Here is a 14310-nt window from a genome sequence, read left to right as displayed (position 1 = left end):
CACCCGCCCACCCGGACCGGCACCGCACCCATTCACCCGCCCACCCGGACCGGCACCGCACCCGATCACGGGTCAGTAACATCGGGGCCGGCCACAGGCACGAGGGAGCAACCATGACGGCGTCCACACCCACCGCACCGACGTCCGGGACCGCCGCCAGCCTGCCGGTGCTGGATCTCTCGCGACTCGACGCCGGCGAGGACGAGGCCGCGGCCTTCCGGGCCGCGTTGCGGGACGCCACCCACGAGTACGGCTTCTTCTACCTGGTGGGCCACGGCGTCGATCCCGCGCTCACCGCCGAGCTGCTCGCGACCGCCGAGGCGTTCTTCGCCCTTCCGGAGGCCGACAAGCGGGCGATCGAGAACGTCAACTCGCCGCACTTCCGGGGCTGGACCCGGGTCGGCGGTGAGCTGACCAGGGGCGAGGTCGACTGGCGGGAACAGATCGACATCGGAGCCGAGCGACCCGCCGTCCCCCGCGGCCCCGGTGTGCCCGACTACCTGCGCCTGGAGGGCCCCAACCAGTGGCCGGCGTCGTTGCCCGCCCTCCAGCGGGTGGTCACCCGCTGGGACGAGACGCTGTCGGCCATCGGCATGCGACTGCTGCGGGCGTGGGCGGAGTCCCTCGGCGCCCCGGCGGACGTCTTCGACGCGGCGTTCGCCGGGAAGCCGTCGGTGTTGATCAAGATCGTCCGCTACCCCGGACGGGACGACGACCAGGCCAGGCAGGGAGTCGGAGCGCACAAGGACGCCGGTGTGCTGACCCTGCTGCTCGTCGAACCGGGCAAGGGCGGGCTACAGGTGGAGAAGGACGGCGAATGGATCGACGCCCCACCGGTTCCCGGGGCGTTCGTGGTGAACATCGGTGAGCTGCTGGAGGTCGCGACCGACGGTTACCTCAAAGCGACCGTGCATCGGGTGATCTCGCCACCGGCCGGGAGCACCCGCATCTCGATCCCGTTCTTCTTCAACCCCGCGCTGGACGCGACCATCCCCGTGCTGCCCCTGGACCCGGCGCTGACGGGTGCCGCCACCGGCGTCACCGCCGACCCCGACAACCCCATCTTCTCCACCTACGGCGAGAACGCGTTGAAGTCACGGTTGCGGGCGCACCCGGACGTCGCGGCCCGGCACCACCCCGACCTTCTGTGAGCGTGTTCGGGACAGGGTCCGACAGCTGGCACCATCAAGGGCATGGCTGACACGCGGGATCCAACGACGACCGGGTCCCGGGGTCCCGCGGTGACGCCGCCGTCCCCCGTCACCGGGCCGGGACCGGCGACGGACGCCCCCGCCGGCGCACCCGCCACCGCCGACCGGGACTACGCCGAGCGGCTGGAGCGGCTGCAGGGCAAGTGGTGGAAGAAGCTGCTGCGCGTGCAACTGCCCTGGCAGCTGCACCTGCGGGCGCTGCGTCTGGGGCGCACGCTCGACGTCGGTTGCGGTACCGGACGCAATCTGGGCAACCTGCCCGCGGGCAGCGTCGGGGTGGACCACAACCCGCATTCGGTGGCCGTCGCGCGCGCTGCGGGCGGCGACGCCCACACCGACGTCGAGTTCTTCGCCGACCCCGCGATGTCGGCGCCGGGCGGGTTCGACGCGTTGCTGGCCGCCCACCTCGTCGAGCACCTCACCCCGGCAGAGGCCCGCACCGTGCTCGGCAGCTACCTGCCGGCGTTGCGGCCGGGGGGCAGGCTGGTGCTGTTCACCCCGCAGGAGCGTGGATACGCCTCGGACCCCACGCACGTCGTGTTCAGCGGGTTCGACGAGCTGACGGCGCTGTGTGCCGATCTCGGCCTCCAGGTCGCGCGCCGGTACTCGTTCCCGTTCCCGCGGTGGACCGGAAAGCTGTTCGTCTACAACGAGTTCGTCGTGATCGCCCGGGTGCCGACGAGCTGAACCGGTACACCGAGGTCGTCGCGTCGCACCGGTGGCGGGTGTCACAGCCGCGGCGTTCAATGGAGTCATGAACACCGACTGGCACGACGAACACGTCCTCGGCGCCAAGGCGTCCATGGAGGAGCGGGTGCGCTGGCACCTGCAGCACACCGACAAGTGCGGTTGCCGTCCGATCCCGCGTGACGTCCAGGACGTCATCGACCAGAAGGCGACCCAGGGCGCCGACGCCTGATCGGTCGCCGTCTACCCGGACCTGGGCCGCGGCCCGGTTCAGGGCTCTTACCGGGCGCGGTTGTGGTCCGATCCCGCGTCACGTCCGCGACGTCACCGCCTGGAAGGCGACCCCGGGGACGCCGACGCTTGATCGGTCGCCGTCTACCCGGACCTCGGCCGCGGCCCGGGTCAGGCCCCCGACGGGAGCGGCTGCCGTCCGATCCCGCGTGACGTCCAGGACGTCATCGCCCGGACGGCGACCCCGGGGGGCGCCGACGCCTGATCGGTCGTCGTCCACCCGGACCCGGTCCGGGGCCCGGGTCAGGCCCCCACCGGGAGCGGCTGCCGTTCGATCCCGCGTGACGTCCGGACGTCATCGACCGAACGGCGACCCCGGGGGCGCCGACGCCGGACCGGTCTCCGTCTACCCGGCCCGCGGCCCGCGTCAGGCCCCCACCGGGAGCGGCTGCGGTCCGATCCCGCGTCACGTCCAGGACGTCATCGACCAGAAGGCGACCCAGGGCGCCGACCCGTGATCCGTCGTCGTCCAGCCGGACCCGACCCGCGGCCCGTCCCCGACGAACCCCCACCGCGAGCGGACACGGACCGCCGATGGCTCAGGAGCGGGAGCCGGCCAGCTCCGCCATCACCAGGGGGAGCCGGTCGGCCAGTTCGCCGGCCAGGAAACCCAGCGGCCCGACCTCGATGGCCAGCCGGTCGCCAGCCGTCGCGTGCAGATGACCCGCCCAGCACGCCGCCTGCTCCAGGGACGCACCGCGCGCGAGCAGCCCGCAGACCGCCCCGGCGAGGACGTCTCCGCTGCCCGACGTCCCGAGCCCGCCGTGCCCCGACGAGCCCTCCCAGCGTTCACCGGCGGGGTTGACCATCGACTGCTGGCAGTACACGACCGCGCCGTAGCGTCGGGCGACCTCGGCCAGATCGGGCTCGACGTCGGATTCCGGGTCCTGGCCGAGCAGCCGGTGCGCCTCGGCCTGGTTGGGGGTCAGGATGAGCCGGCCGGCCACCGCGCCTGCGGCGTCCCCGAGCCGGTCCAGCACCCCGAGCGCGAAGGCGTCGAGCACGACCGGGACACCGTCCGGGATCCGCGGCAGCAGTCCCCGCAGCAACACCTCGGCCAGGTCCGCGTCGTCCAGGCCCGGACCGACGAGGACGGCGTCCGCGCCGGACAGGTCGCTGTCCAGCAGCGCCAGGTCGTCCCCGGTGACCGAGCCGGCGGCGTTCTCCGCGAGGCCGACGGTGCCGGCCTCGGGCACGGCCACGGCCACCTGGACGGCGACCGACGAGGCGACCGCGAACGTGAGCACGCCCGCCCCGACGCGGAGCGCGGCCCGTCCCGCGAGCAGCGCCGCGCCCGGGGTCCGGCGGGCCCCGCCGACGACCAGGACCCGGCCGCGGGAACCCTTGGAACTGCCCGGCGAGGGGAGCGGCCAGTCCCGCAGGACGTGCGGGGTGACGATCGTGGGCGCGCTCATGCCGGGTGCACCGGCAGCACGTCGCTGTCGCCCGGGTGGGAGGTCACCGGGGCGCCGGAGGCGCGGACATGGTCGGCCTCGTTGAACGACATCAACGTCCAGGCGCCGGTTCCGGACGGACGGGCGAGCCGGGTGACCGACGCGTTGGCCACCGACGTGGTCGCCGCGATCCCCAGCACGTCGGCCTCGCCCATCCGCTCGCAGACGTAGCGCACCGTGAGGATGAGGGCGTCGTGGGCGACCACGAGCACCCGCCGGCCGTCCTCGTCGTCGTCGAGGTCGCGCAGCAGCGACCGCAGGCGCAGGGCCATGTCCGCCCACGACTCGCCACCCGGGGGCCGGTGGTAGAACTTGCCGAGCCACCGCCGCCGTACCGCCTCCTCGGGGAAGCGCCGCTCGACGCCGAGGGTGGTCAGCAGGTCCAGCACCCCCAGTTCGCGGTCACGCAGGCGTTCGTCGATGCGGAAGGGCAGCTCGAGACCGGCGGTGGCCAGCGCGGTCTGTGCGGTCTGCACCGCGCGGACGTACGGCGAACACCACACGGACTGCGGCGTCTCGTCGGCCGGGACCGCGGCCAGCCAGCGGCCGAACGCCTCGGCCTGGGTGACCCCGGTGGGCGACAACGGGACGTCGGCGTCCCGGGCCCCGACCTGGATGACCTCGGCGCCGGCGGCGTGTGCCGCGGCGGCCGCGACGTTACCCATGCTCTCGCCGTGACGGACCAGGACGAGTTCGGTGGCTCCCATGATCAGGGCCCTACCCAATCGGGGGAATCACCCGCCGCACCCGGGCGGTCACCCCGCATTCAGGACAGTTCCCGTCCGCTGCAGGCGGCAGGATCAGCGGTATGTCCGGAGCCACCAGTCGCGTCCTCGACCTGCTCGGCCTGCTGCAGACCCACCGGCAGTGGTCGGGACCCGAGCTGTCGCGACGGCTCGGTGTGACCGAGCGGACCCTGCGCCGGGACGTGGAGCGGCTGCGCGAGCTGGGCTACCGGGTGGACGCGACCCGCGGCCTGGCCGGCGGGTACCGGCTCGCCGCCGGTGCCCAGCTGCCGCCCCTGCTGCTCAACGACGACGAGGCGGTCGCGGTCGCCGTCGGGCTGCGGCTGGCGGCCACCCAGGGCCTGGTCGACGGCGAGCAGACGACGCTGTCGGCGCTGGCGAAGTTCGAGCAGCTGCTGCCGAAGGCGTTGCGGCGCCGGGTGAACGCGCTCGGCGAGCACGTGCGGCCGGCGCACCCCCGGGGCGGTGGCGTGTCACCCGAGCTGCTGGGTCAGCTGGCGCTGGCGTGCCGGGACACCGAGCGGGTCCGGTTCCGCTACCTCGCCGCCGACGGCGCCGAGACCGACCGGCAGGCGGAGCCGTTGTCCGTGGTCGCGGCCGGCCGGGCGTGGTACCTGGTGTGCTGGGACGTCGACCGGCGGGACTGGCGCACCTTCCGCATCGACCGCATCGCGCGGCTGCAGGGCACCGGACTGCGCTTCCGGCAGCGGGACGCGCCGGCCGGCGATCCGGTCGTCTTCGTCCAGCAGTCGCTGCGCAACCTGTTCCGCAGGGTCACCGCGGAACTGGTCATCGACCTCCCGGTGGCCGCCGTCCACGAGCGCTTCGGCAGTTGGGCCCGCGGCGCGGTGGCGGTCGACGGCGGGCGCACGCGCCTCCCCATCGACGGCGAGGCGCTGGAGTCCCTGCTGATGTACCTGGTGTGGATCCCGGTCGACGTCGGCTACGAGATCCACGGCAACGACGAACTGGTGGCCCTCGCGGCCACGATCGGCGCCCGCCTGCAGCGGCACGGCGCCCCGGCCGTCAGCGCCGCACCAGCCTGACCAGCGCCAGCTGCGCCGCCGGCGCGTAGCCCAGCACGATCGGGGCCGGCCCCTGGAGGTCGAGGGTGGTGGCGGTGCGCCGGGTGTCGGGGCCGACGGGACCGGTGGGCGCGTCCAGCGGGATCACGGTGTGCTCGAGCCACAACGACACCGGACCGAGCCAGACCCGCCAGGACCAGCTGCGGACCGCCGCCGAAGGGTCCACGTCAGCGATCCGGAACGGCACCGCGACGCCGAGCGGGCCCCGGACGGTCCCGGCCAGCCCGGGCACCAGCACGTCGCCGTCGGTGTCCACCCCGAGGATCTGCGGCGACCACTCCGACCAGCGGGACGGGTGCAGGTAGCGGTCCCAGACCTCATCGGGGGCCGCGGTGCCGCGAGCGCGCAGCGTCAGCTTCACAGGCCCTCCTCGTAGGGGTCGTCCTCGGTGTCCTCGTTGCCCTCGACCGGTTCGCGTTCCTTGCGGCGCAGCAGCAACGCCGTGGTCCCGAGCACGACCACCAGTACCCCGAGCACCCCGATCTCCCACATCGAATCGGAGAAGGTCGGGCCCTTGCCGATCTCGTCGGCGGCCTTCACCGACAGCACGACGATCTCCTTGATCGAGGCGATGATGCCCACCAGCAGGAAGGGCTCGGCGATGAGTTCGCGTCGGGTGATGGTGATCCGGACCGCGAACAGCAGTTCCACGACGATGAAGACCAGCAGCAGGATGTCCAGGATGTCGATGGCCAGCTGCCCGCTGACCCCTTCTGGACCGAACAGCGGCAGGACCTGCCGGGCCGCCTGCACCAGCAGCGACAGGGCGGTGACGACCAGGAAGACCGCGATCCCGACGTAGACCACCATCTCGGCGATCTCCAGGGTGCGGTTGCCGATCCGGACGATCAGCGGGGGGTGCGGACGCGGATCGTCGGACGTGTCGCGGCGCTGTCCGCCGGCGGAGTGGGCCATCCGAGGGATTGTGCCGTACCGGGACATGCGGCGCCCGGGGTTGGGTCGTCCGTCCGCTCCGGCGGTCCGGCGTCCGTGCGGGGGCGTCCGTATCCGCTGCTCACGCAGCGGTCACCCGGCGCGAGGGACCCCGTGGACTGGCACACTGAAGCGCATGGAACATCCCCGCGTCGACCGTCTCCGCGCCTCGGCCGGCGGTGCCCGATGACCCTCAGCCGCCCGCTCCCCTCCGGTGACGAGGGTGTCCAGGTCCGTCTGCTGCTCGACCTCGAGCCGGTGGTGGAGGAGAACCTGAACCGGCACCTCAAGGTGACCAAGGACTGGATGCCGCACGACTACATCCCGTGGAGCCAGGGGAAGGACTTCGCCTTCCTCGGCGGCGAGGACTGGCGTCCGGAGGACTCGGCGCTGGACCCGGTGGCGAAGACGGCGATGATCGTCAACCTGCTGACCGAGGACAACCTGCCGTCTTACCACCGGATCATCCACCAGCAGTTCGGCCAGGACGGCGCCTGGGGCAACTGGGTCGGCCGCTGGACCGCGGAGGAGGGCCGGCACGGGATCGCGTTGCGCGACTACCTGGTGGTCACCCGCGGGGTCGATCCGGTGCAGCTGGAGGACCTGCGGATGGCCCACATGACGGCCGGCTACGACCGGGAGCAGCAGAGCATGCTGCACACCGTGGTGTACGTGTCGTTCCAGGAGCTCGCCACCCGGGTCTCGCACCGCAACACCGGCAGTTCCGCCGGCTGCCCGGTCGCCGAGCAGCTGCTCGCCCGGATCGCCGCCGACGAGAACCTGCACATGATCTTCTACCGGAACCTGGTGCAGGCCGCGTTCGACCATGCGCCGGACGACACCATGGTCGCCATCCGCGACGAGGTGGTGGACTTCGCGATGCCGGGGCAGGGCATGCCGGACTTCATGCGCAACTCGGTGATCATGGCCAAGGCCGGCATCTACGACCTCCGGCTGCACCACGACGCGGTGATCATGCCGGTGCTGAAGTACTGGAAGGTGTTCGACCGGACGGACTTCGGTCCGGTGGGTGAACGGGCGCGCGAGGAGCTCTCGGTGTTCCTCGCCGAGCTCGACCAGCAGGCCTCCCGGTTCGTCGAGCGGCGGGACCGCGCCCGCGCCCGCGCGGCGGCCGACGGCGGCTGACGCCCCCCGGGCCCGAGCCGCCCGCGGACGACGGGCCCCGGCCGGCATCTGGTCACGCAGCGCGACGGCGACGGTTCCCGCAGGGCCGTCCGGTGGGCCGGCGGGTCCCATCGGGTGGCCCTCGACGGGCCGGTCTCACGGTCCGCGCGGGCCCGTCGGGCGACCGGATGTGATGCGCGCCATATACACGCAGCGCAATAATGCAATTACTCTGAGTGAAGACCGACCCGCACCGCGTCGGCCACATTTTCTCAGAAGGACGTGCGCGATGAGCCTCCCGCGGATCGACGGCGACCACGACGGCCACGGCGTCGCACTCACCTCCCCCGTCACCGTCGCGTTCCCGATGGTCTCGGTGACGGGCGCGGCGGAGGAGCCGGTGACCGCGACACTGCGCTACAGCGCGAGCGAGCCGTTCCTGGTGCGGGCCAACTTCCGGCTCACCGGCGGCCGGACCGTCGACTGGGTGCTGTCGCGCGAGTTGCTCCGGGAGGGCGTCGTGATGGCATCCGGCATCGGGGACATCCGCTTCTTCCCCGGCGACGACGGCCTGCTCGTCGAGCTCCGGTCCCACCAGGGTCGCGCGTTCCTGTACGGCGAGCTGCACCCGGCGCAGGACTTCGTCCGGCAGATGTACGCGCTGGTCCCGGAGGACACCGAGGACCGCTTCTACTCCCTCGACGCCGAGCTGGATCTGCTGCTGCAGCTCAGCGCCGATCCCGACCGGCACCACACCGACTCCGCCTGACCGGCCCGGGCCGGCCGGGGCACCCGCCGCCCGGACGCCGTCGCGGCGTCGTCCCACCCCGGCGGATCGCGTCGGACCCCCGCGCCGCCGGCGTCCGCGGGCGGTCTAGTCTTCGGCCGATGGTGACCATCCGTCGCCGCCCCTGGCACCGCCGAGCGGCCCGATGACCGCGGCGACCGCCGCCGATCCCCGTGCCGCCCACGCGGCCTCGGTCGAGCGGTTGGTGGCCGGTTACCGCGCGATCCCGCCCGGCGCACCCGTACGGCTGGCCAAGACCTCGTCCAACCTGTTCCGCGCCCGCAGCCGGCCGGTGCGGCCGGGACTGGACGTCCGCGGGCTCGACGGGGTGCTCGCGGTGGACGTGGATGCGGGCACCGTCGACGTCGGCGCCATGTGCACCTACGAGACGGTGGTCGCCGCGACCCTGCCGTACGGGCTGGTCCCGACGGTGGTGCCGCAGTTGAGGACCATCACGGTCGGGGGTGCGGTCACCGGGCTGGGGATCGAGTCGTCGTCGTTCCGGGCCGGGCTGGTGCACGAGTCGGTGCGGGAGCTCGACATCCTCTGCGGCTCGGGCGAACTCGTCACCGCGACGCCGACCAACGCGCACGCCGACCTGTTCCACGGTTTCCCGAACTCGTTCGGCACCCTCGGATACGCGACGCGGGTCCGCCTGGAGCTGGAACCGGCGACCGCGTTCGTGGCGCTGCGGCACCTGCGCTGCCGGTCGGTCGGGGAGCTGCAGGAGTTGACCGGTTCACTCGTGGCGGCGGGCCGGCTCGACGGGCGGCCGGTGGACTACCTCGACGGCGTGGTGTTCGGGCCGGACGAGAGCTACCTGACCGTCGGTACCCGGACCGACGAGGCGGGTCCGGTCAGCGACTACACCGGGCAGCAGATCTACTACCGCTCGATCCGGCGCCGCACCTCCGACCGGCTCACCACCGCGGACTACCTGTGGCGCTGGGACACCGACTGGTTCTGGTGTTCCCGGGCCTTCGGGGCGCAGCAGCCGCTGATCCGGCGGCTGTGGCCGCGGCGGTACCGGCGCAGCTCGGTCTACGCGAAGCTGGTCGCGCTGGACCGCCGGTGGGCGATCGCCGACCGCATCGAGCGACTGCACCGGCGGCCCGCGCTGGAACGCGTGGTGCAGGACGTGGAGATCCCGCTCGAGCGGTCGGCGGACTTCGTCGACTGGTTCCTCGGCACGGTGCCCATCGAACCGCTGTGGTGGTGCCCGCTGCGGGAGCGACCCGGGCCGGCGACGGCAGGCCCGCGGTACCCGTTGTATCCGCTGGAGGCGGACCGCACCTACGTCAACGTCGGCTTCTGGTCGGTGGTGAGCGGCGACCCGGCGTCGCCGGGCGCGACCAACCGCCGCATCGAGGACGAGGTGAGCCGGCTCGGCGGCCACAAGTCGCTGTACTCCGACAGCTACTACCCGAGGGCGGAATTCGACGCCCGCTACGGCGGCGACCGGTACGCCGTGCTGAAACGGCGGTACGACCCGCAGCACCGGCTGCTGGACCTCTACGCGAAGGCGGTGCAACGCCGATGACCACGTTCCGAGCCTCCCCCGGGGTCCGCGGCCGGACCCGCCCCCGCACCGGGGACCGCACGCCGGCGACGGTCGCGGACCTGGTGACCGCGGTGGTGGCGCCGCCGCTGCCGTTCCGGTTCACCGCCTACGACGGCAGCAGCGCCGGCCCGGCCGACGCCCCGCTGGGTCTGCACGTCGCGACCCCACGGGCACTGACCTACGTCCTCACCGCACCGGGCGATCTCGGGTTGGCCCGTGCCTACGTCGCCGGCGACCTGACGTTCGGCGGCGTCACCCCCGGCGACCCGTACCCGATGCTGCGCGCGATGGCCGACGGCATGCACCTCACCCGGCCCGCCGTCGGGGAGCTGCGGGCGCTGCTGCAGGCCGTCGGCTGGCGGACCCTGCGCCCGGTACCGCCGCCGCCGCAGGAGGCGCCGCCGCGCTGGCGCCGCGCCGTGGACGGGCTGCGCCCGGTGCGCCGGCACTCCCGCGAGCGCGACGCCGACTCGATCAGCCGGCACTACGACATCTCCAACGCGTTCTACGAGCACACACTCGGCCCGTCGATGGCCTACACCTGCGCCGTCTACGCCACGCCGGAGACCTCACTGGTGGATGCGCAGGCCGCGAAGTTCCAGCTCGTGTTCGACAAGCTCGGTCTGCGGCCGGGACAGCGACTGCTCGACGTCGGCTGCGGCTGGGGCTCCATGGTGCGTCACGCGGCCCGCCGCGGGGTCCGCGCCGTCGGCGTGACGCTGTCGGCCGAACAGGCCGAATGGGCACAGCGGGCCATCCGCGACGAGGGCCTGCAGGAGCTGGCCGAGGTGCGCTTCAGCGACTACCGCGACGTGCCGGACACCGATTTCGACGCCGTCAGCTCGATCGGGCTGACCGAGCACATCGGGGTGGCCCACTACCCGGCGTACTTCCGCTCGCTGTACACGCGGCTGCGCCCCGGCGGGCGGCTGCTCAACCACTGCATCACCCGACCGGAGAACACCTCGGCCTACCGGACCGAGGCCTTCATCGACCGGTACGTGTTCCCCGACGGCGAGCTGACCGGCTCGGGCCGGATCATCTCCGCGATGCAGGACATCGGCTTCGAGGTTCGTGGCAGCGAGAACCTGCGCGAGCACTACGGTCTGACGTTGCGCGACTGGTGCGCCAACCTCGAACGGGACTGGGACGCCTGCGTCGCCGAGGTCGGCGAGGGCACCGCAAGGGCCTGGGGCCTGTACATGGCCGCGTCCCGCCTGGGCTTCGAGCGCAACCACATCCAGCTGCACCAGGTGCTCGCGGTGCGGCCGCATCCGGACGGGTCGGCGGGGGTGCCCCTGCGCCCGTGGTGGTGACCGGCCGGGCCGGACCCGCCGGGCGCCGCGCTGTGTCAGAGTGGTCGGCGCCATGACCCAGCACAGCGCAGCCACCAGCCCCGCCGCCCCGGCACACGACTCCGCGGCCGGGATCGTCCGGCTCATCGCCGAGGAGCTCGGCGTCGAACCGTGGCAGGTCCGCGCCGCCGTCGAGCTGCTCGACGGCGGCGCCACCGTGCCGTTCATCGCCCGGTACCGCAAGGAGGTCACCGGTAGCCTGGACGACACCCAGCTGCGCACTCTCGAGGAACGGCTGGACTACCTCCGGGAACTGGCCGACCGGCGGCGCGCCGTGCTCGAGTCGCTGACCCAGCAGGGCGTCCTCACCGACGCGCTGGCCGCGGCGGTCGCGGCCGCCACGACCAAGTCCCGGCTGGAGGACATCTACCTGCCGTACCGGCCCAGGCGGCGCACCCGAGCCCAGATCGCCCGCGAGGCCGGTCTCGGGCCGCTCGCCGAAGCGCTGCTCGCCCACCCGGACCGCGACCCGGCCGCCCAGGCCGCGCCGTTCGTGGCCCCCGACCGCGGCATCGACGACCCGGCGGCGGCCCTCACCGGCGCCCGCTTCATCCTCATCGAGACCTTCGGCGAGGACGCCGATCTCGTGGGGGAGCTGCGCGAGCTGCTGTGGCGGCGCGGCCGGCTGGTCAGCACGGTCAAGGGCGGGGCCGAGCACGCCGGGGAGACCGCCGGGCGGTTCGCCGACTACTTCGCCTTCGCCGAGCCGCTCGCGCGGGTGCCCTCGCACCGGGCGCTGGCGGTGTTCCGCGGCGAGAAGGAGGACGTGCTCACCGTCACCGTGCAGCCCGAGGCGGACGACCGGGACCCACTGGACACGAGTCCCTCCGACGCCGAGATCCGCATCGCCGCGCGCTTCGGCATCGGCGACCGTGGCCGGCCCGGCGACGGCTGGCTGCGTGACACGGTGCGGCTGGCCTGGCGGACCAAGCTGCTGCCGTCGCTGACCGCCGACGTCCGGGGCCGGTTGCGGCAGGCGGCCGAGCAGACCGCGGTGCGGGTGTTCGCCGACAACCTTCGCGACCTGCTCCTCGCCGCCCCGGCCGGCGACCGGGTCACGATGGGTCTGGACCCGGGCCTGCGGACCGGCACCAAGGTCGCCGTCGTCGACGGCACCGGCAAGGTGGTGGCCACCGACACCGTGTACCCGCACCAGCCGCACAACCGGTGGGCTCCGACGCTGGCGACCCTGGGTGCGTTGATCACCCGGCACGGCGTCCGGCTGATCGCCATCGGCAACGGCACCGCGTCCCGCGAGACCGACCGGCTGGCCGCGGAACTGGTGGCCGCCCACCCCGGGGTGACCAAGGTCGTCGTCTCCGAGGCGGGGGCGTCGGTCTACTCGGCGTCGGCCTACGCCGCGGCCGAGCTGCCGGGAATGGACGTGTCCCTGCGGGGCGCGGTGTCGATCGCCCGCCGGCTGCAGGACCCGCTGGCCGAGCTGGTGAAGATCGACCCCCGGTCGATCGGTGTCGGCCAGTACCAGCACGACATCGCCGAGGGCCTGCTGGCCCGCTCGCTGGACCACGTGGTGGAGGACTGCGTCAACGGCGTCGGGGTCGACGTCAACACCGCGTCGGTCCCGCTGCTGGCCCGGGTCTCGGGGATCACCACCACCCTCGCCGAGAACATCGTCGCGCACCGGGACGGCAACGGCCGCTTCACCTCCCGGCGGGCCCTGAAGAACGTGCCCCGGCTCGGGCCCAAGGCCTACGAGCAGTGCGCGGGCTTCCTGCGCATCCCCGGCGGCGACGATCCGCTGGACGCCTCCGCGGTGCATCCGGAGGCCTACCCGGTGGTGCGGCGCATCCTGGCCGACACCGGCACCGAGCTCGCGGGGGTCATCGGCAACGTCGCGCTGCTGTCCCGGCTGCGGCCGCAACAGTACGTCGACGACACCTTCGGCGTACCCACCGTCACCGACATCATCGCCGAGCTGGAGAAACCGGGGCGGGACCCGCGCCCGGCGTTCGCCACCGCCACCTTCGCCGACGGCGTGGAGAAGATCGGCGACCTGCGGCCCGGGATGGTCCTCGAGGGCGTGGTCACCAACGTCGCGGCCTTCGGCGCCTTCGTCGACATCGGGGTGCACCAGGACGGACTCGTGCACGTCTCCGCGCTGGCCGACACGTTCGTCAGGGACCCACGCGAGGTCGTCCGGTCCGGTCAGGTGGTGCGGGTCAAGGTCCTGGAGGTCGACCCGGCCCGCAAGCGGATCGGCCTGTCGCTGCGGCTCACCGACGAACCGGGCGCGCCCCGGTCCGGCACGGGCGGCGGACGCACCGGCGGTGCCGCCCGGCCGCAGCACCGGGGGAGCGGGGGGCGGTCCGCCGCGCCGACCGCAACGCCCCGCCCGACCGCGACGCCCCGCCCGGCCGCGACGCCCCGCCCGGCCGCGACGCCCCCACCCGCCGGGTCGCTCGCCGACGCCCTGAAACGGGCCGGATTCGGCAGTGGCCCGCCGGAGCGCCGGCCACGGGGCCGCTGACGCCGTGCGAGGATCGGCACCCGCCCGACTCCCGGAGGCACCATGACCACGGCCACCGCCGACCTCGTCGACCGGTACGGCGACCGCCTGCAGTCCTGCGACGTCCAGTTCCGGGATCTCGGCGGACGCGTCGCCTTCGACGGTCCCGCGACGACGGTCCGGTGTTTCCAGGACAACGCGCTGGTCCGGTCGGTGCTGTCGGGACCCGGGGCCGGGGGTGTGCTGGTGGTCGACGGCGCCGGCAGCCTGCACACCGCGTTGCTGGGCGACGTCATCGCCCGGCTGGGCGTGGACAACGGCTGGGCCGGCGTGGTCATCCACGGTGCCGTGCGGGACGCCGCCGTCCTGGCCGGGATGCCGCTGGGGGTCAAGGCCCTGGGCACCAACCCGCGCAAGAGCGGCAAGACCGGTGCGGGCGAACGCGACGTCGTCGTGGAGTTCGGCGGCGCGGTGTTCCGTCCCGGCGACCACGTCTGGTGCGACGCCGACGGCGTCGTCACGCTGCCCCGGAGCTGACCCTGCGGCGGGTGGTGGCGGGCGTCGGCGGTGGCCGTCGGCAGGGCCGGCCCGGCGCGGACGGACGCACC

14 protein-coding genes are annotated in these 14310 nt (G+C 73.5%); 10 read left to right on the top strand and 4 right to left on the bottom strand.

Annotated features, from left to right (window positions below; genetic code table 11):
• Positions 1 to 113: 113 nt before the first annotated feature.
• The 3 genes from DB033_RS07870 to DB033_RS20910 all read left to right on the top strand — a co-directional run bounded on the left by DB033_RS07870 (position 114) and on the right by DB033_RS20910 (position 2130).
• Positions 114 to 1151 (top strand): isopenicillin N synthase family dioxygenase, encoded by a 1038-nt coding sequence (locus DB033_RS07870; protein ID WP_111766200.1) that lies wholly within the window; start codon positions 114 to 116, stop codon positions 1149 to 1151.
• A gap of 42 nt (positions 1152 to 1193) precedes the next feature.
• Positions 1194 to 1898 (top strand): class I SAM-dependent methyltransferase, encoded by a 705-nt coding sequence (locus DB033_RS07865; protein WP_111766199.1) that lies wholly within the window; start codon positions 1194 to 1196, stop codon positions 1896 to 1898.
• A gap of 67 nt (positions 1899 to 1965) precedes the next feature.
• Entirely contained in the window at positions 1966 to 2130 is a 165-nt protein-coding gene (locus DB033_RS20910) for a hypothetical protein (protein ID WP_170315493.1), read from the top strand.
• A gap of 598 nt (positions 2131 to 2728) precedes the next feature.
• Here DB033_RS20910 and DB033_RS07860 read toward each other — a convergent pair.
• Both DB033_RS07860 and DB033_RS07855 read right to left on the bottom strand, forming a co-directional pair.
• Entirely contained in the window at positions 2729 to 3604 is an 876-nt protein-coding gene (locus DB033_RS07860) for an NAD(P)H-hydrate dehydratase (protein WP_111766198.1), read from the bottom strand.
• A complete protein-coding gene (locus tag DB033_RS07855; RefSeq protein WP_111766197.1) occupies positions 3601 to 4350 on the bottom strand; it encodes a histidine phosphatase family protein in 750 nt (249 codons plus the stop codon). The genes DB033_RS07860 and DB033_RS07855 overlap by 4 nt, the downstream gene beginning before the upstream one ends.
• A 101-nt stretch (positions 4351 to 4451) precedes the next feature.
• On the opposite strand from DB033_RS07855, the gene DB033_RS07850 reads away from it, so the two are divergent.
• Positions 4452 to 5435: a helix-turn-helix transcriptional regulator gene (locus tag DB033_RS07850; protein ID WP_111766196.1), complete on the top strand. Its 984-nt coding sequence runs from the start codon at positions 4452 to 4454 to the stop codon at positions 5433 to 5435.
• Here DB033_RS07850 and DB033_RS07845 read toward each other — a convergent pair.
• Positions 5416 to 5835, bottom strand: a complete 420-nt coding sequence (locus tag DB033_RS07845; protein WP_111766195.1) for an SRPBCC family protein — start codon at positions 5833 to 5835, stop codon at positions 5416 to 5418. The genes DB033_RS07850 and DB033_RS07845 overlap by 20 nt on opposite strands.
• Positions 5832 to 6389, bottom strand: coding sequence for a phosphate-starvation-inducible PsiE family protein (locus tag DB033_RS07840; protein ID WP_240615784.1), 558 nt, complete (start codon positions 6387 to 6389; stop codon positions 5832 to 5834). Before DB033_RS07840 ends, DB033_RS07845 begins: the two co-directional genes overlap by 4 nt.
• Positions 6390 to 6593: 204 nt before the next feature.
• On the opposite strand from DB033_RS07840, the gene DB033_RS07835 reads away from it, so the two are divergent.
• The 6 genes from DB033_RS07835 (at position 6594) to rraA (ending at position 14239) form a co-directional block, all read left to right on the top strand.
• On the top strand, positions 6594 to 7553 hold the full coding sequence (locus tag DB033_RS07835; protein ID WP_111766194.1) for an acyl-ACP desaturase: 960 nt from the start codon (positions 6594 to 6596) through the stop codon (positions 7551 to 7553).
• Positions 7554 to 7821: 268 nt separating this feature from the next.
• Positions 7822 to 8301 (top strand): SsgA family sporulation/cell division regulator, encoded by a 480-nt coding sequence (locus tag DB033_RS07830; RefSeq protein ID WP_157970569.1) that lies wholly within the window; start codon positions 7822 to 7824, stop codon positions 8299 to 8301.
• 163 nt (positions 8302 to 8464) lie between these two features.
• Complete coding sequence (locus DB033_RS07825; RefSeq protein WP_111766192.1) at positions 8465 to 9859, top strand: FAD-binding oxidoreductase; 1395 nt, start codon at positions 8465 to 8467, stop codon at positions 9857 to 9859.
• On the top strand, positions 9856 to 11196 hold the full coding sequence (locus tag DB033_RS07820) for a class I SAM-dependent methyltransferase (protein WP_111766191.1): 1341 nt from the start codon (positions 9856 to 9858) through the stop codon (positions 11194 to 11196). The genes DB033_RS07825 and DB033_RS07820 overlap by 4 nt, the downstream gene beginning before the upstream one ends.
• A gap of 52 nt (positions 11197 to 11248) precedes the next feature.
• Positions 11249 to 13723, top strand: coding sequence for a Tex family protein (locus DB033_RS07815; protein WP_111767321.1), 2475 nt, complete (start codon positions 11249 to 11251; stop codon positions 13721 to 13723).
• A 42-nt stretch (positions 13724 to 13765) separates the two neighbouring features.
• On the top strand, positions 13766 to 14239 hold the full coding sequence (rraA, locus tag DB033_RS07810; RefSeq protein WP_111766190.1) for a ribonuclease E activity regulator RraA: 474 nt from the start codon (positions 13766 to 13768) through the stop codon (positions 14237 to 14239).
• Positions 14240 to 14310: the final 71 nt, after the last annotated feature.

The organism is Nakamurella deserti (assembly GCF_003260015.1).
Lineage (GTDB): Bacteria > Actinomycetota > Actinomycetes > Mycobacteriales > Nakamurellaceae > Nakamurella > Nakamurella deserti.
Note: the sequence above shows the minus strand (reverse complement) of the source record. Positions and strands in the feature narration are given on the sequence as shown.